The 16,967-nt window shown below is 73.0% G+C and carries 16 protein-coding genes; 3 read left to right on the top strand and 13 right to left on the bottom strand.

The window, feature by feature from the left end:
• Positions 1-2: 2 nt before the first annotated feature.
• From FBY23_RS25305 to FBY23_RS25275, 7 genes are all read right to left on the bottom strand, one after another.
• Entirely contained in the window at positions 3-1,706 is a 1,704-nt protein-coding gene (locus FBY23_RS25305; protein ID WP_141800667.1) for an FAD-dependent oxidoreductase, read from the bottom strand.
• A 3-nt stretch (positions 1,707-1,709) separates the two neighbouring features.
• Positions 1,710-2,714 carry a diiron oxygenase gene (locus FBY23_RS25300; RefSeq protein WP_141800666.1) on the bottom strand — a complete coding sequence of 335 codons (1,005 nt, stop codon included), beginning with the start codon at positions 2,712-2,714 and terminating at the stop codon, positions 1,710-1,712.
• Between the two features lie 248 nt (positions 2,715-2,962).
• Positions 2,963-4,297, bottom strand: a complete 1,335-nt coding sequence (locus tag FBY23_RS25295) for a hypothetical protein (RefSeq protein ID WP_141800665.1) — start codon at positions 4,295-4,297, stop codon at positions 2,963-2,965.
• Positions 4,294-5,250: a hypothetical protein gene (locus tag FBY23_RS25290; RefSeq protein ID WP_141800664.1), complete on the bottom strand. Its 957-nt coding sequence runs from the start codon at positions 5,248-5,250 to the stop codon at positions 4,294-4,296. Before FBY23_RS25290 ends, FBY23_RS25295 begins: the two co-directional genes overlap by 4 nt.
• A 7-nt stretch (positions 5,251-5,257) precedes the next feature.
• Complete coding sequence (locus FBY23_RS25285) at positions 5,258-5,710, bottom strand: WXG100 family type VII secretion target (protein ID WP_141800663.1); 453 nt, start codon at positions 5,708-5,710, stop codon at positions 5,258-5,260.
• A gap of 41 nt (positions 5,711-5,751) precedes the next feature.
• Positions 5,752-6,921 carry an aminotransferase class I/II-fold pyridoxal phosphate-dependent enzyme gene (locus FBY23_RS25280; RefSeq protein ID WP_260806553.1) on the bottom strand — a complete coding sequence of 390 codons (1,170 nt, stop codon included), beginning with the start codon at positions 6,919-6,921 and terminating at the stop codon, positions 5,752-5,754.
• Between the two features lie 160 nt (positions 6,922-7,081).
• Positions 7,082-7,825, bottom strand: a complete 744-nt coding sequence (locus FBY23_RS25275; protein ID WP_141800662.1) for a hypothetical protein — start codon at positions 7,823-7,825, stop codon at positions 7,082-7,084.
• A gap of 96 nt (positions 7,826-7,921) precedes the next feature.
• On the opposite strand from FBY23_RS25275, the gene FBY23_RS25270 reads away from it, so the two are divergent.
• Both FBY23_RS25270 and FBY23_RS25265 read left to right on the top strand, forming a co-directional pair.
• Positions 7,922-8,977: an LLM class F420-dependent oxidoreductase gene (locus FBY23_RS25270; RefSeq protein WP_141800661.1), complete on the top strand. Its 1,056-nt coding sequence runs from the start codon at positions 7,922-7,924 to the stop codon at positions 8,975-8,977.
• Positions 8,974-9,798 carry a crotonase/enoyl-CoA hydratase family protein gene (locus FBY23_RS25265; RefSeq protein ID WP_141800660.1) on the top strand — a complete coding sequence of 275 codons (825 nt, stop codon included), beginning with the start codon at positions 8,974-8,976 and terminating at the stop codon, positions 9,796-9,798. Before FBY23_RS25270 ends, FBY23_RS25265 begins: the two co-directional genes overlap by 4 nt.
• Positions 9,799-9,802: 4 nt before the next feature.
• On the opposite strand, the gene FBY23_RS25260 is transcribed toward FBY23_RS25265, so the two are convergent.
• Together FBY23_RS25260 and FBY23_RS25255 are read right to left on the bottom strand one after the other, a co-directional pair.
• Positions 9,803-10,972: a calcium-binding protein gene (locus FBY23_RS25260; RefSeq protein ID WP_141800659.1), complete on the bottom strand. Its 1,170-nt coding sequence runs from the start codon at positions 10,970-10,972 to the stop codon at positions 9,803-9,805.
• Positions 10,973-11,070: 98 nt separating this feature from the next.
• Positions 11,071-11,361 (bottom strand): DUF4031 domain-containing protein, encoded by a 291-nt coding sequence (locus FBY23_RS25255; protein ID WP_141800658.1) that lies wholly within the window; start codon positions 11,359-11,361, stop codon positions 11,071-11,073.
• A gap of 72 nt (positions 11,362-11,433) precedes the next feature.
• Between FBY23_RS25255 and FBY23_RS25250 the strand changes: the two genes are divergently transcribed.
• Complete coding sequence (locus tag FBY23_RS25250; protein ID WP_141800657.1) at positions 11,434-13,179, top strand: serine/threonine-protein kinase; 1,746 nt, start codon at positions 11,434-11,436, stop codon at positions 13,177-13,179.
• Positions 13,180-13,233: 54 nt separating this feature from the next.
• Here the strand turns inward: FBY23_RS25250 and FBY23_RS26530 are convergent, their stop codons facing one another.
• The 4 genes from FBY23_RS26530 to FBY23_RS25230 all read right to left on the bottom strand — a co-directional run bounded on the left by FBY23_RS26530 (position 13,234) and on the right by FBY23_RS25230 (position 16,914).
• Entirely contained in the window at positions 13,234-13,785 is a 552-nt protein-coding gene (locus FBY23_RS26530; protein ID WP_174245245.1) for a C40 family peptidase, read from the bottom strand.
• Between the two features lie 320 nt (positions 13,786-14,105).
• A complete protein-coding gene (locus FBY23_RS25240; protein WP_141800656.1) occupies positions 14,106-14,777 on the bottom strand; it encodes a hypothetical protein in 672 nt (223 codons plus the stop codon).
• A 101-nt stretch (positions 14,778-14,878) separates the two neighbouring features.
• The gene (locus tag FBY23_RS25235) at positions 14,879-16,318 is read right to left on the bottom strand and encodes a glyceraldehyde-3-phosphate dehydrogenase (protein WP_141800655.1); all 1,440 of its coding nucleotides are present in this window, start codon (positions 16,316-16,318) and stop codon (positions 14,879-14,881) included.
• 98 nt (positions 16,319-16,416) lie between these two features.
• Positions 16,417-16,914 (bottom strand): VOC family protein, encoded by a 498-nt coding sequence (locus FBY23_RS25230; RefSeq protein WP_141800654.1) that lies wholly within the window; start codon positions 16,912-16,914, stop codon positions 16,417-16,419.
• Positions 16,915-16,967 lie beyond the last annotated feature (53 nt).

Here is a 16,967-nt window from a genome sequence, read left to right as displayed (position 1 = left end):
CCTCACGATGTCAGCGACACGGTACGCCGCAGCAGTCCCCGACGACGTACGGCGGCGGGCGGCGCGGCGACCGAGCGCTGCTCCGCGACGTCGGTGATCTTGGCGCGGGGCCGGCCGGCACGCGCACCGCGCTCGCGCTCGGCGGCGTCGAGGCGCTGCCAGGCGGCGAGGTCGGCCGCGTCGGTGTGCCGCTCGGCGACCAGCGCCGCGATCGCGGCGCCCGTGCCACTCGGCGCGGGGAGGCCGGCGTCGAGGTCGTCGAGGATGGTCTCGACGGTCTCCTGCGCGTCGGTCTTGTTGGTGCCGATGAAGCCGACCGGACCGCGCTTGATCCAGCCGACGACGTAGACGCCCGGCTCGACGCGACCCTCGTGGTTGGGGACCGTGGCGGTCCGCTCGTCGAACGGCAGCCCGGCGACCGGGGTGCCCCGGTGGCCGACGGAGCGGACGACCAGGCCGGCGTCGAGGACGAACGTGTCGTCGGTGGCCTCGGCGCGAACGCTCCCGTCGGTCTCCTCGACCAGGCGGTTGCGGGCGACCCGGACACCGGTGACCCGGCCGTCGGTGCCGATGACCTCGACGGGGGAGACCGCGAAGCTGAGCACGATCCGCCGCTTGTCGCTGCCATCGGCGACCGGGCGCTCGGCCAGGTCGCGGAGAAGAGCGCTGCGCTGGTCGTCGCCGGTGAGCAGCGCGGGGTCGACGTCGACGACCACGTCGATGTCGTCGAGCGCGGCGAGGCCGATCAGCTCGGGGACGGTGAACGCCGCCTGCGCGGGACCACGACGGCCGAGGACGACCACCTCGCGCACGTTGCTCGCGCGCAGCTGGTCGAGCGGGCCGGGCGCCAGGTCGGTGCGCTCGAGGACCTCGACCGGCCGGGCCAGGATGCGCGCCACGTCGAGCGCGACGTTGCCGTTGCCGACGACGACCGCGCGACCGGACGGGTTGGAGACCGGGCCGAGCGGGACGTCGAGGTCCTGCTGCTCGGGGTGGCCGTTGTACCAGCCGACCAGGGCCGTCGCCGGGACCGAGCCGGCCAGGTCCTCGCCGGGGATGCCCAGGCTGCGGTCGGCGGAGGCGCCGACGGCGTACACGACCGCGTCGTAGTGGGACCGCAGGTCGGCGAGGGTGATGCTGGTGCTGTCGGGGGCGCCGACCTCGACGTCGAGGAAGTAGCGGAACCGCGGCTGCCGCTCGATCGCCTCGAACAGCCGGGTCACCAGCTTGGTCGACGCGTGGTCCGGGGCGACACCGTGCCGGACCAGGCCGTACGGCGTGCGCAGCCGGTCGTAGACGTCGACTCCGCCGACCTCGGGGTGCTTGAGCAGCTCGTCGGCCGTGTAGAGCCCGGCCGGGCCGGCGCCGATCACCGCGACCCGGAACGGGCCGGTGCGGGTGAGGCGGCGCTGCTGCGGAACCAGCGCGACCGGAGTGCGGTCGGCGTGGGGGAACGCGTCGTAGTAGGCGGCGTTGAGCTCGAGGAACGGCAGCTGCTTGGTCGTCAGCGCGGCGTCGGGCACCATCGCCCCGACCGGGCACGCGGTCGCGCAGGCGCCGCAGCCGACGCAGGCGGTCGCGTCGACGTACACCATCTCGGTGGTGCCGAAGCCGGGCTCACCCGGGGCGGGGTGGATGCAGTTGACCGGGCAGGCGACGACGCACGAGGCGTCGGCGCAGCACGACTGCGTGACGACGTACGCCATGGCTCAGACCGCGGCGGACTTGGGCTCGCTGCGGAAGCGCGAGGGGCTGCCGTGGATGCCGAGCGCGCGCCACACGAGGCGGGAGACGCGGTTCATCAGGCCGAGCTCCTCGGCGAGCATCCGCACGTCGCCGAAGGTGTCGCGCAGCAGCTTCTGGGACTTCTCGGACTTCCAGTAGACCTCGCGCATGACGTCCTTGGGGATGCCGAGGTCCTTCTGCATCTGCTTGGTCGGCTTCATGATCACGTCGCACAGCACGCGCATGATGAGCGGGTAGGCCAGCGAGAGACCGAAACGCTGGATGCGGCCGTAGTCCTTGGAGCGCTCGACCAGGTAGGTGTGCGCGAAGCCGATGTGGCGGGCCTCCTCGGCCACGTGGATCTGCATCACGCGGGTGACGATCGGGTGCAGCTCGTGGCCCGAGCGCAGCACCGACTTCTGCAGGTAGTCGATCGGCTCCTCGCCGGCGAGGATGCCGAAGAAGAAGATGTTGGGCAGCGGGCCGCCGGCCAGGCACAGGAACGGCGCGACCTTGATGAACCAGCCCGGGCCGCCCTTCACGTCGACGCCGATCCGGTTCACACCCTCCTGGAACATCTGGGTGTGGTGGCACTCCTCGGTCACCTCGTGCGTGGAGTAGCGGAACTCCGCACGGTTGTTGCCCATCGGGATGAGGTGGCTCATGATGCCGCCGATCAGCACCTGCTCGAACTGCAGGCCGACCTTCATGATGTTGGCGAGGCGGTACTGGCCGATCTCGATCTGCCGCTCCAGGGGCAGCGACTTGTACCAGTCGGTGCCGCCGAGCGAGTCGATCTCCGGGAGTACCCAGCGCGGGTCGTTCGGGACGACCTCGAACTCCGGGCTGTCCCAGGCGATGTCGAGGAACGCGTCGAAGTGCTGGTGGACCGACGCCTCGGACAGAACGCGCAGCGTGTCCTGGTAGCTGAGGCCCGCCAGGTCGTGCGCGGCAGGGGTGTCGATCGGGGCGTCGGCAGTCGCAGTCATCGTTCCTCGGTCCGTTCTCGTCATCGAAATCGGGAGCATGCACGCTGTTAGCGCAACAACATGTTGCATACATTGACCCGGGTTTTGTCAAGGAAATCGACGAGAAACGGGACCGGCGCGCGAGAGTGCTCGCCTCGGGGTGTGATCGGGATCGCTCCGCCCCTGGACCGCACCCCATGCGAACTGGTCGCGAGAAGGGCCGATCGACGACCGAACCGCATGGGGTGCGGTCGGCAGGAGGGATGAGGTCAGGCGGGGCGCAGGAAGCCCAGGGCGCGCCAGCGGTCGAGCGCCGCGACGAGGTCGGGGTGGTCGGCCCGGTCGGCGGCCCGGCCACCGGTGACCAGGGCGGGGGTGTCGGGGTCGGTGCCGGCGTCGTAGACGACCGTGAGGCGGTTGGTGGCGCCGGCGTTGATCAGCGAGCCGAGGAGGGCGACCGGGTTGCTGCGGTCCTCGAGGGAGAGCACCTGGATGTCGGCCGGGAGCAGGCGTAGCTGGGTCGCGGGGGCGTCGGCGGTGACCACCTGGTCGACCACGAAGCCGGGCAGGTCGGTGCGGGTGGCGACCTCGAGTGCGGCCGCCCCGCCGCTGCCGCGGCCGACCAGCATCACCCGGGCCGGCTCGTCGGCGGGCTCGGCCGCCGGATCGATCGCGGCGGCGAGGGCACGCACGACGGCGGAGGCCTCGCTGGACGCGTCGCCCGAGACGAGCCGGAGCCGACCGGGGGCGGGCGCCGGGGCGGCGTCGGGCAGGAAGGCGACCAGGCGCCCGGGGGCCGGGCGCAGGACCCGGATCGGGCCGTCCTGCTGCTCGGCGAGGATCGTCATCAGGTCGGCGAGCCCGGCGGGAGCGCCATCGACGGTGGCCGCGGCGCCGGCGACCGGATCCGCGACCTCGGCGAGGCCGACGGCGACGTCGCGCAGGGCGGAGCCCCAGTCGTCGGGCAGCGGGGCGATGCCGGTGGCGCGCAGGCCGCCGATGCGCGCGGAGCGTCCGGCGTCACCGGCGAGCACACCGGCGGTGAGCAGTCCGCGCATCTGCAGGCTGTCGAGTACGCCGCCACCGGTGGTGACGTGCTCCATGAGCTCGGGGTTGGCCTCCGCCAGCTCGCCGAGGTAGGCCGCCACGCCGTCGCGGTCGAGCGCGTCGGTCTCGATCAGGCCGGCCGCCACGATCGCGCCGCCGAGGTTGACCTCGGGGGCGAGGTAGCCGATCGCCTTGCCGGCGATGGAGCCGAGGGTCTCGTACGCCGCTGCCTGGAGCTCGTCGATCCAGCGGTAGGTCATCACCGTCGCGCGCAGCACCAGCGCGTCGGCGTCGAGCTCGATGGACCGGCTGAGCAGGCTGCCCTTCCCGGTCGTCGCGGCCCGCACCTCCTCCTCGGCGGTGCTCCACGTCGTGGGGGACAGTGGCGCGGAGTCGGCGACCTCGGGGTCGGCGAGCGCGTCGGCGCCGAGCTGCGACCACTCCCGCATCTGCGCGCCGGCGTCGTCGAACAGGTCCGCGAGCCGCAGCATCTGGTCGTACTTGTCGGCGAGGTCCGCGACCTCGACCGCGGTCAGCGGCTGCTCCTCGGTGCTCATCGCGTCGCCTCCCCGAGGACCGGTGCGACGACCGCCGCCAGCTCGTCGGGTGCGACGGAGCGCAGCTCCAGCCGCAGCCCGCCGTCGGCGTGGTGCGGGCGCAGGGCGCGCCAGCCGTCGGCCATGAGCGTCCAGGACACGACGCCGACGGTGTCGACCGCGTCGCCGGACACGTCGGCGACCAGGGCCCGCAACCGGCCGCGGGCCTCGCCCGCCAGCGCAGCGAGCACACCGGCGACGCTCGCGTCGTCCAGGGCGCCGTGGGCACCGCGGACCGCACCGCTGTGGCGGGACACGAGCACGGGGAGCAGGTCGCCCCGGCCCGAGCCGCTGGCCTCGGCGGCGGCGTCGGCGAGCTCGAACGGCAGGTCGACGTACGACGGCACGTCGGAGGCCCCGGGCACGACCTCCTCGGAGATCGCGGCGACCCGGGCGAGCTCGGCGGCCCAGGCGTCGGTGCCGAACCAGCCCAGCTCGAACACGATCCCGTCGACCGTGGCCAGCGAGGCGACGGCGCTGCCGCCCTGGCGGTGCCAGACCTTGGCCTGCACCCCGCCCATGGCGACGTCGACGTCGAGGGCGAAGCGCGGCGAGGCGAGCAGGCCGATCGCACCGGCCAGCCCGGCGTCGAGGGCGCCGTCGACGATCAGGCCGCGCCGCTCGAGGGCGTCGGCGGGGTCGTGCAGCGCGGCGACGGCCGCGCGGAAGGCTTCGTCGTCGAGGGTCGCGGGGCTCTGTCCCAGCCGGGCCTGCATGGCATCGGCGGTGGGTGGCGCGGCGACCTCGAACGGCAGCGGGGCGTCGCCGGCGAGGTGTGCCGCGTGGTGGAGCTCGGCCAGGGTCAGCCCGATCCGGCGGGGTGCGGCGGCGAGTGCTCCGCCGTCACCGGCGGCAGGCGCTGCCGGTGCGGCCGGTGCGGCCGGCGGGACGGAGGTGACGTCGATGGTCGGCATCGGGCGCTCAGCGCTCCAGGCCGGGGACGTCGACGGTGAGCCAGTCGCGGTGTCCCGCGGGCGGTGGGGTGAACGCGACGAGCGCCTCGTCGAGCGGGTCGGGCGTGACCTGCAACCCGTCGCCGGCCTCGTTGCGGGCGGCGATGGCCGCGATCCGGGCCTGCGCATCGGCGACCAGCGCCTCGACCCGCGCCTGGGTCGCGGCGATCTCCTCACGCACCGCGTCGACGCTCTCGGCGTGGTCGGCCAGCGCGTCCGCGGCACCGGTGTGGCGCTCCGCGGCCACCCGCAGGTGGCTGGCGCGGTCGGTCACCCTCTCGCGCATCGCCTCGGCCGCCCGGCCGGTCCAGCCCAGACCCTCGACCCGCGCGACCAGCTCGTCGGCGAGGGCGCGCACGTCGGCCCCCTGGTCCCGCAGCTGGGCGGCACGACGCCGGATGATCTCGCTGTCGCCGTACATGAGACGCGCCCCTTCCCTGATCCGTCGCTGGTCAAACCCAATCACAGGGCGCCGTCGAGCCGGTCGAGCGCGGTGGTGATGTCGTCCGCGGTGCCGGCGAAGCTGAACCGCAGGAACCGGCCGCCGTCGACGGTGTCGAAGTCGATGCCGGTGGCGACGGCGACGCCGGTGCGGGCCAGCAGGTCGCGGCAGTAGGCCATCGAGTCGGTCGTCAGGTGCCCGACGTCGGCGTACGCGTAGAACGCGCCGTCGGCCGGTGCTAGCCGGGTGATGCCGAGCCGCTGCAGCCCGTCGAGCAGCAGGCCGCGGTTGTGGGCGTAGCGCTGCACGTGCCCGTCGAGCTCGGCGTACGCCGTGTCCTCGAACGCCGCGAGCGCCGCGTGCTGGGCGAGCACGGGCGGGCAGATCGAGAAGTTGCCGGTCAGTACGTCGACCGGCCGCCGCAGCCGTTCGGGCGCGAGCATCCAGCCGAGGCGCCAGCCGGTCATCGAGAAGTACTTCGAGAACGAGCCGAACACGACCGCCTCGCGCGAGGTCTCCCAGGCGCAGCCGGCGCGCGATCCGGCGTACTGGATGCCGTGGTAGATCTCGTCGGAGACCAGCTGGACGCCGCTCTCCTCGCACCAGCGGGCGATCGCGGCGAGCTCCTCGGGCAGCAGCATGGTGCCGGTCGGGTTCGCGGGGCTGGCGACGACGAGGCCGTCGATCGGCTCCCGGGCGTGTGCCTCCGCGAGCTGCTCAACGGTCGGCTGGAACCGGGTGTCCGGCCCGGTCGGGATCTCGAGGACCGCGCAGCCCAGCGCCGCCAGCACGTTGCGGTAGCAGGGGTAGCCGGGGCGCGCGATCGCCACCCGGGCGCCCGCGTCGAAGGCCGCGAGGAAGGCCAGCAGGAAGCCGCCGCTCGAGCCGGTGGTCACGACCACGTCGTCCGGGTCGACGGCGACGTCGTAGGTGTGTCGGTAGTGGCCGGCGATCGCCGCCCGGAGCTCGACGATGCCGGTCGCGGTGGTGTAGCCGAGGGGGTCGCCGCTGCTGAGCAGCCGGATCGCGGCCGCGTTGACCGTCGCCGGCGCCCCCGTGCTGGGCTGCCCCGCGACCAGGTTGACCAGGTCGCCGTGGGTGCGCTGCCGCTCCGCCGCCGCGGCGAGGAGGTCCATCACGTGGAACGGCGGGACGTCCGCCCGGGCGGCGGTGGTGAAGCGGTCGGTCACCCGCTGATCCTGTCACGCGTGACCCGGCGGAAAGTGGCCCGGGTTTTGCGCCGACCCGGCAGAAGTGACCCGGGTTGTGCGCCGACCCGGCAGAAACGACGTGTGACAGCCGGTCGGTTCCAGGCGACCCGGCCGCGCACCGCGATCGTCGTCGTCGCCGCTACGGTCCGTTGACCACGGCCTTGGGCTTCGGGGGCTTCACAGGAACCCCCGTGTCGTGCGCGACCATGGTCAGTTCGAACGGTCCCTGGTCGTTGGTGCCGGTCAGCCGCATGATCACGGGCTTGCCCGTGATGGCGACGTACACGGTCAGCGCGTGGCGCCCGCCGGCGCAGGTGAACGCGAGGGTCGGGGCCTTCTCGATCGTCTTGTGCTTGCCCGCCTGGCAGCGGCTGGGCAGCCGCTGCCCGCCGAGGAAGACCCGGCCGTCGCAGAACGGCAGCGTCGCGTCGGAGGACGGGCCGCCGACCCAGTCGTTGTGGAACAGCTTGGCCGTCGTCTCGTCCAGGCCGATCAGACGCATCAGGAAGTTCCGGTTCGCGCGGAGGTAGGTCTTCTCCCCGATGATGCGGGCGCTCAGCTTGCCGAAACCGGCCGCCTTGCCGTCCATCGTGCAGTTGCCATTGCGCGCGACGTGCCAGGTGCCGTCCATGACGACGTACTCGTGCTCGCCCGCTGGGATCGCCAGTGTTCCGGCGTACTGCGCGTCGGACAGCTTGCGGGTGGCCTTCCGGGCCCGCTGCAGCGCCTTGGCCGGCTTCAGGTCGGGGATCCGGTTGCGCGCCGGTCCCGGCGCCGAACGGGACTCGGCCTCAGCGGCGTCGTCGCTGCACGCAGCGAGGCCTCCGGCGAGGCCCACCACGACGACCATCCCGGCCAATGCCGTCCCGAGTCGCTTGCCCACAAGGGGAGAACGAGGGGGCGACGGCCGGGTCACGACCACCCGGAGGGCTACGCTCCCGTCCCAGGTCACGACCGTCACCACAACCCAGGGGGAGCCATGCGGCTCGGCATGATCATCGACTACTCCGGCGGCTTCGCCGAGACCGTGGAGCTGCTCCAGGAGTACGAGCGCAACGGGCTCGACCTGGTCGCGATGCCGGAGGCGTACTCCTTCGACGCGGTCAGCCAGCTCGGCTACATCGCCGCGAAGACCGAGCGCCTCGAGCTGATGTCGGCGATCTTCCAGATCTACACGCGCACCCCGTCGCTGACCGCGATGACGGCCGCGGGCCTGGACTTCGTCTCCGACGGCCGGTTCACGCTCGGCCTGGGCGCAAGCGGCCCGCAGGTCATCGAGGGCTTCCACGGCGTGAAGTACGACGCCCCGCTGGGTCGCACCCGCGAGGTGATCGAGATCTGCCGGCAGGTGTGGAAGCGCGAGCCGGTCGAGTTCGAGGGCAAGTACTACGACGTCCCGCTGACCAAGGACAAGGGCGGCTCGGGCCTCGGCAAGCCGCTCAAGATCATCAACCACCCGGTGCGCAGCGAGATCCCGATCTCGGTCGCGGCGCTCGGCCCCAAGAACGTCGCGCTCGTCGCCGAGCTCGCCAACGGCTGGCAACCGCTGTTCTTCCACCCCGGCAAGCGCGACCTGGCGTGGGGCGAGCCGCTCGCGGAGGGATTCGCGAAGCGCGATCCTGCGCTCGGCGAGCTCGACATCCAGCTCCAGATCGCCTTCCACCTCGGCGAGCCGTCGCCCGAGGCGGTGCAGGCGATCCGCAACCAGCTGGCGCTGTACGTCGGTGGCATGGGTGCGCGCGACAAGAACTTCTACAACCAGCTGGCCTGCCGCTACGGATACGAGGCCGAGGCGAAGGAGATCCAGGACCTGTACCTGTCGGGGGCGAAGGCCGAGGCCGCCGCCGCCGTACCCGACGAGCTGGTGGACGCGGTCACCCTGCTCGGCGACGAGGACGCGATCCGCCGGCAGGTGGCCGAGTTCCACGCGGCCGGCGTGCGCACCTTCCTGCTCAACCCGCTCGCCGCGACCGACGAGGAGAAGGTCGCCCAGGTGCGCCGGCTCTCCGAGATCGTCAAGGAGGTCACGCCGTGACCTCGACCGAGCAGCGGCGGTTCACCGTCACCCGCGAGGGCGGCGTCGCCACCGTCGGCCTGGCCGGACCCGGCGGCAAGGCGGTCATGGACGAGGCGTTCTTCGCCGAGCTGGCCGCGACCTTCACCGAGCTCGAGGCCGACGACACCGTCCGTGCGGTGGTGCTCGCGGGCGCGGGCGACCACTTCTCCTACGGCCTCGACCTGGCCGCGGCGGCCGGTACCTTCGCGCCGCTCCGGCAGGCCACCCATGCCGGTGCCCGGCAGGAGCTGATGGCCCTGATCCGGCGCTGGCAGGCGGCTCTCGACACCGTCGCCAACCTCAGCAAGCCGACCGTCGCGGCCGTCACCGGCTGGTGCATCGGCGGCGGCGTGGACCTCGCCGTCGCCTGCGACGTCCGGGTCGCCTCGGCCGACGCGGTGTTCAGCGTGCGCGAGGCCAAGGTCGGGATCGTCGCCGACCTCGGCAGCCTGCAGCGCCTGGTCGGCGTGATCGGCGACGGCCACCTGCGAGAGCTGGCCCTCACCGGCGACGACGTCGACGCCGCCCGGGCCGCCGAGATCGGCCTGGTCAACCACGTCCACGCCACCCCCGACGAGACGCGTACGGCGGCCGCCGGGCTCGCCGCGCGGATGGCGGCCAACTCCCCGCTGGTCCTGCGCGGCATCAAGGACGTCCTCGACGCCGAGCGCGGCCCCCGCGTCGAGGCCGGCCTGCGCTACACCGCCGTGTGGAACTCGGCCTTCCTGCTCAGCGACGACCTCGACGAGGCGATGCTGGCGTTCCTCGAGCGGCGCCCGCCGGAGTTCACAGGTCGCTGACGGCTCACGGCACCAGCCGGTCGCGGCCCGGACCGCCGTACAGACGGTCCTTGCCGCCGCCGCCACGAAGCACGTCGCGACCGGCACCGCCGCACAGGACGTCGCGGCCACCACGGCCGCTGATCCGGTCCCGGCCCCCGAGGCCGACGATCACGTCGCGGCCCGGCGTACCGATGAGCACGTCGTCACCGGGGGTGCCGACGATCGTGGCCGCCTTGCCGTGGCACCGAGCCGTGGCCGGTTGGCCGCAGCCGCCCTCGGGCGTGATCACGACCTGGCCGCTCGTCGCGTCCGCCGCCACGCCGGCCTGTGCGGGCGGCACGCTGCTGTAGCTGCCGCCTCCGCCGCCCCCGCCGGCCGTGCCGTCGAGCAGCCCACCACCACCGCCGCCGCCGTACCCGCCACCGCCGCCGCCGGCGGTCGCCCCGCCTCCGCCGCCACCGAAGCCGCCACTGCCGCCGGTGCCGCCGGTCACGACCTGGCCGGTGCCGCCGGCGCCTCCGCTGCCCATGGCCCAGCCGCCCGCTCCCCCCTGGCCGCCGCCGTCGAGGACCACGCCACCGCCTCCGCCACCGCCCTCCGGGACGTCACCGGCAGTGCGCGCCACCAGGCTGGAGCCGCCGACCGTCCCGCTGCCCGACGGGGTGTCGATCCCGGCGCCGGTGCCGCCGGCCCCTGCCGGCGCGCCGTCCCGGCCCGAACCGGTGAGGCTGGCGTCGAGCCCACCGGTCGTGGCCCCGGATCCGCCGCCTCCTCCGGCGACGACGAGCACGCCCGCGGCCGTCGGGCTGGTCGCCACGAACGACCCGCCCCCGCCGCCTCCGGCCGTCTGGCCGGGAACGCCGTTGCCGCCGGCCCCGCCGACCACGACCTGCAGGGTGCTGCCCGGCGTGACCGGGACGCCGTTGGCGAAGAGGAAGCCGCCGTGGCCGCCTGCCTCGGTCGAGGCGCCGCCGGGCGCGCCCACGACGTACAGGCTCACCCGGTGCACGCCGGCGGGCACCACCCAGGACTGCACGGCGCCGGTCGGGCCGAAGACGGAGGGAGCGGGCGCGGCACAGGCGCCGACCCCGGCGGCGGGCGGCGGGCCGGCCGCCGGGAGGACGAGGGCACCGGCGGCGAGGGTCGCGCCGGCGAGCGCGCGGACCAGGGGACGGGGGAGCGAGAGGGACACGGGACGGCCTTCCGGGAGCAGTGGAGGCCCAGCCGATCCGCCCCCCTCGACCGGGCACCAGCACGCTACTCCCGCGGTCCTGGCCGGGTAAAGGCTCGCTACCCGGCGGACCGCTTCGCCCGCGTGATCGCGGCGACCGCTCGCCCATAGGTGATCGGTACGGCGCCCAGCGCCAGCGCCCGCTGCCGGGTCGGCTCGGTGACGTCGAAGTGCTCCTTCGCGGTCCCCGGGTTCTGGATCCAGCGCGCCTCGATCCCGAGCCGGCCGGCGAAGTCCAGCAGCTCGCGGTGTCCGGCCTCGCCCGGCAGGTCGGACAGCAGGTGGGACCACACGCCGTCGACGGGACCGACCACGGCCTCCAGCTGCATGTCGTCGACGTACACGGTCACGACCCCACCCTCCCATGCGCCCTCCTGCACCCCGGTTTGCCCCGGGAGCAGCCGTGACGCAGGATCGGGGCCATGGGCGGCTCGGAGCCCCGCGCTGGGGACTGGTTGGGCAGGTACCAGCTCGTCGAGGTGCTCGGCCGCGGCGGGATGGGCACGGTGTGGCGCGCCCACGACCCGCAGCTCGAGCGCGACGTCGCGCTCAAGGTGATCAACCCCGCGCTCGGGCAGGACGCCGAGTTCCGCGAGCGGTTCCGCCGCGAGGCGGTCGTGCTGTCGCGGATGGACAGCGCGCACGTGGTCGCCGTCTTCGACCACGGCGAGCAGGACGGCGCGCCGTACCTCGTCACCCAGCTGGTCCGCGGCGGCGACCTCAGCGCGGTGCTGCGCACGCGGGGCGCCGTCGAGCCGTCGTACGCCGTCGACCTGGCCTGCCAGGTCCTGGAGGGCCTGGCCGACGCGCACGCGATCGGCGTGGTGCACCGCGACGTCAAGCCGTCCAACGTGCTGCTGCGCGACGACGGGTCGACCGCCTACCTGTGCGACTTCGGCATCGCCACCTCACCCGGCGGCGAGCTCACCCGCACCGGCGTCCTGGTCGGCTCGGCCGCCTACATGGCGCCCGAGCGCCACTCCGGCGACACGGGCGCCGCCGGTGTCGCCGGCGACGTCTACTCCGCGGGCTGTCTGCTGTGGACCATGCTGACCGGCACTCCGCCGTACGTCGGCACCGACGCCGAGGTGGCGATGGGCCACCTGCGCGGCCCGGTGCCCCAGGTTCCCGGCCGCGACCCGTTCCTGGACGGCCTCAACGCCGTGCTGCGCCGCTCGCTCGCCAAGGACCCGCGCCGCCGCTACCCGTCCGCGCGGGCGATGCTCGCCGACCTCTCCGCCCTGCGGACCAGTGCCCCCGAGGGCCTGGTGCTGCCCGAGGTCACCTCGGTCCGCCAGCCGCTCGACACGTCGCCGGCGCCGGGCTCGCTGCGCCGACGCCTCGTCGCGACCACGCTGGTACTCGCCCTCGTCGGCCTCGCCGTGTACGTCGGCTCACTGCTCGGCGGGGTCGACATGACCCCGTCCGTGCTGACCGCCGAGGACCCGTCGACCGGCGCGACCACCCCGGCCACGGCCACCCCGGACACGACCCCGACCCCGAACGCGCCGAGCAGCACTCCTCGCCCGAAGAAGGAGAGGTCGGCCACTCCCGAGCTGGTCGACCCCGGTCCCGTGGCCGAGGAGCCGACGAGCCCCGCGAAGCCCACGAAGAAGGCGAAGCCGAAGCCGACCCCGAGCCCCATCCCGACCCCGGCCCCGGCCCAGCCGGTCCCCACCTTCCGTTGCTGGACCGGCGCCCAGGTCGTCGCCAGCTCCGGCTGCGCCCTGCCGACGGGCTGGAAGGGCGCCCAGTGGGTGTTCCCCGGTGTCGAGAGCGCGCCGGCCTGCAAGCCCTGGACGCTCAAGGCGAGCGGGTACGTCGAGGGCTGGCACTGCGGTGCCAAGACCCCCGACGGCACCTACCGCCACCTCACGGTGACCCGTTGGACCAGCGCCTCCGCCGCGACCAGCTACTACTACGGTGCCTACAACCCGGACCGGAGCCGGGTCAACCAGCCCTGGGCCGGGCGCGACATCGTCTACGGCAAGAGGCTGGGCGGCTTCATCGGCAGGTCCGTCTACCACTCCGACCGGGTCTACACGCACTCCGGCACCAACGCCTGGGCGTTCTCCGCGTGGGCCAACACCAGCGCCAAGGTGCAGTCGATGTTCGACTACGTGAAGTTCCGCAACCCGACGCAGTTCCGGGGCGTCCCGCTGAGATGAACGACCGCCGGTCCCCCCTCATACGGGAGACCGGCGGTCGGTGGTCCGATCAGGTCAGCGCACGTGGCCGTAGAAGACCGAGCCGGTCCAGATCCGGTCGCGACGGACCGGTACGCCGGGCCGCGAGGCGTGCCACAGCGTGTGGTTCCCGGCGTAGATGCCCACGTGGTAGACCCGGCCGCCGCTGGTGAAGAACACCAGGTCGCCGACCTGCGGGTTGCGCACCCGCCGGGTGGCGCCGGCCTGGGCGCCGGACGTACGGGGCAGGTTCTTGCCGACGTGGCGGTACACCCACTGCACCAGGCCCGAGCAGTCGAAGGCGTTCGGGCCGGCGGCGCCGTACACGTAGGGCTTGCCGGCGCGCGAGCGGACGGTGTTCATCACCTTGGCGACGCGCTTCGCGGCCTTCTCCTCGGCCTTGTCGTGGCCCGAGGCGTGGTGGGGGTGCTCGGCAGCCTCGTCCTTGGCGATCTCGGCCGCCGGGACGAGCGAGGAGCCGGTGGGGTCGTCGGCGTGGGCGGCCGGGGCCGACGAGAACAGGCTCGCCGAGGCGAGCAGGGGTACGACGAGCAGGCGCGCGGCAGCGCGCGTCGCGATGGTGGACATCAGATGGAACTCCGCAGCGGCGCCTGCGAGAGATGACCTGTCGGGCTTGGGCTGCTGGTGCCCAGGGACTCCTCGTCCCTTCGCCCCGAGCCGGATCACTCCGGCGTACTACCTGGGTCTCCCGTGCCCGCGCTTACTTCATCGTGGTCGATGTCTCCCCACCGTCGAGCGCGGGCCTCGGCGCGACATGGGCGGCCTCCCCGGGTCAGGGAGGTCTCGTCGTCCAGTGCACCTTGCTTGCAAGAGTTAGCGCAGTGGTCGCCGTCACGTTCGGGGCGTGGGGATCCTCACCCGAAACGATGTAACGCCGGCAGCCCCGGTCAGCCGGGGAGGTGTGGGTCGGCCAGCAGGTACTGCGCGATCCGGCCCTCGCGGCCGCGGTGCGGGCGCACCGGCTCGGGCACCATCCGGCCCTCGGCGGTGTCCCAGAACCGGTCCACCTGCAGGGCGACCCGGCGGGCCACCCGGCCGCTGAGGCCGCGGTGGGGCAGGTACGGGTGCGGCCGGGTCGGCACCCGCCGCTCGGTGCGGTAGAGCTGCTCGGCGAGCTCGCCGCGGCGCTCGGCGTCGGTGGCGGCGACCAGCTCGGCGACCAGCTGGAGCTCGACGGAGCGGGTGGCGGCCAGCTCGCGCTCGACCTCCTCCCAGATGCTCGCCCACGGCCGTCGTACGACGAACGTCGAACCGTAGAGCTTGGCCTTGAGCTGGCTCAGCGCGATCTCGAGCCGCTTGCTCTGCAGGGCGAGCTCGTGGGCGCGCCGGTGCCCCTGGTCGAGGTGGCGGCGCGCCGCGGGGGCGAGCACGGCGTTCGCGGCTGCGACGTGGCGGCTGGTGCTCGCGAGGAACGGGTCGGCGGCGCTGAGCGCGGCCCGTGGTCGGTCGCGGGTGGGCCGGGAGGCCTCGGCGCTGCGCAGCCGGGCGTGCAGCACGGCGTGGGTCTGGGTGACGGTGTCGGCGAGGACGTCGGCGCCGGTGGTCGGGCTCTCGTTCATGGTCCCACCTCTCGCGTGTGAACCCCCCTCAATTGCAGTGTGCGCCGGTCCCGTGCCCCTCGCAAGGGGCCGGGACCGGCGCACACGCCGGCGTCAGGTGGTCAGACGCGCGGCAGCGTCGTGTACTCCACGCCACAGATGTACTGCACCGTGCGCAGCACCTGGCAGGAGTAGCCGAACTCGTTGTCGTACCAGACGTAGAGGATCACCGAGTCGCCGTCGACGATCGAGGCGCCGCCGTCGACGATCGAGGCCGCGCGGGCGCCGATGAAGTCGGTGGACACGGCGTCGGACGCGGTCGTGTAGTCGAGGTTGCGGGCCAGCGGGCCGACCAGGGAGGCCTCGCGCAGGTGGCCGTTGACCTCCTCACGCGTCGTCTCGCGCTTGAGCTGCAGGCTCAGGATCGCGATCGAGACGTCCGGCGTGGGCACCCGGATCGAGTTGCCGGTGATCCGGGCGCGGAGGTCCGGCAGTACCTTGGCGACGGCCGAGGCCGCACCCGTCTCGGTGATGACCAGGTTGAGCGGCGCGGAGCGCCCGCGACGGTCGGCCTTGTGGAAGTTGTCCAGCAGGTTCTGGTCGTTGGTGAACGAGTGCACCGTCTCGACGTGACCGCGGACGATGCCGAACTCGTCCTCCATCGCCTTGAGCGGCGGGACGATCGCGTTGGTCGTGCAGGAGGCGCAGGAGAGCACCTTCTCGTCGAGGTCGACGTCGAGGTGGTTGACGCCGTGCACGATGTTCGGGACGTCGCCCTTGCCCGGCGCGGTCAGCAGCACCTTGGCGATGCCGGGACGCAGGTGTGACGACAGGCCCTCGCGGTCGCGCCAGATGCCCGTGTTGTCGATGAGGATGGCGTCGTTGATGCCGTACTCGGTGTAGTCGATCTCGTCGGGCGAGTTCGAGTAGATCACCTGGATCACGTTGCCGTTGGCGATGATCTGGTTCTTCTCCTCGTCGACCGTGATCGACCCGTTGAAGGCACCGTGGATCGAGTCGCGGCGCAGCAGCGAGGCGCGCTTCTTGAGGTCGTCGCCCTTGGCCTTGCGGACGACGACGGCGCGCAGGCGCAGGCCGTTGCCGGAGCCGGACTTCTCGACGAGCAGGCGCGCGACGAGGCGGCCGATGCGGCCGAAGCCGTAGAGGACGACGTCTTGCGGGGACGGCGCGGGCAGCTTGTTGTCACCGGTGGCCTCGGCGAGCGCGGCGGCGGTGAAGTCGGCGATCGACTGCTCGTCGCCGGCGGCGCGGTAGGCCCGGATCAGCAGCGCGAGGTCGACCTTCGCGGCGCCCAGGTCGAGCGCGGCGATCGCCTCGAGGAAGGGGAAGGTGTCGCGGACCGACAGCTCGACGCCGTCGATCTGGCGCGCGTAGCGGTGCGTCTTGAGGATGTCGATGACCGACTTGTTCACCAGCGAGCGGCTGTGGAGCAGGATCGTGACGTCCTTCTCGCGGTGCAGCTTGCCGACGATCGGGATCATCGCCTCAGCGAGCTCCTCGTGGTGCTTCCAGCGAGTGAACTTATCTTCGGTGGTGCTCAACGCTTCCCCTCTTAGCAGGTCGACAAAGCCGCTTGATGGTAGGCCCCGCCCAGGGGGCCACGGCTAATCGGGCCGCTCGGTGGGACGAGTGCGGTCGATCACAACACCTTGGTGCCGTACATCTCGCCGAGCGGGTCGGCCAGCAGCTCGAGGCGCTCGCCGTCGGGCCCGGGGAAGTAGAGCGAGACCTTCGACTCCAGGTGGTACTCCACGCCCGCGTCGTCGAGCTTGGCGCGCAGGTAGTCCCACTTCTCCCGGGTCACCGAGATGGCGAGGTGGTGGTGCCCGCCGAGCACCTCGGCGTACGGCCCGAGGTCGAGGCCGGGCAGCGTGAAGAAGGCAAGCAGGTTGCCCGCGCCCACGTCGAAGAAGAAGTGGTCGGAGCCGGCGTAGTCGCGGTTCTCGAAGATCTCCGTCAGCGGGAACTCCAGCAGCCCCTGGTAGAAGTCGATCGTGCGCCGGACGTCCGAGGACAGCAGGGCGGCGTGGTGGATCCCGCGGGCGCTGCTCTCGGGTCGCTCGCCCTCGGGGGCGAGGTACTCCCTCTTGATCCGCTCGCGGTCCTTCGTGATCGCGTCGAGGTCAATGGTTGCCATGTCAACTACTCTCCTCCGAGGTCGTGGATATGTCAACATTCCCCGCTAGGATG

Origin of the sequence: Nocardioides sp. SLBN-35 (assembly GCF_006715725.1) — a bacterium.
In the GTDB taxonomy this organism is placed as follows: domain Bacteria; phylum Actinomycetota; class Actinomycetes; order Propionibacteriales; family Nocardioidaceae; genus Nocardioides.
This window is presented reverse-complemented; position numbering and strand designations above follow the sequence as displayed.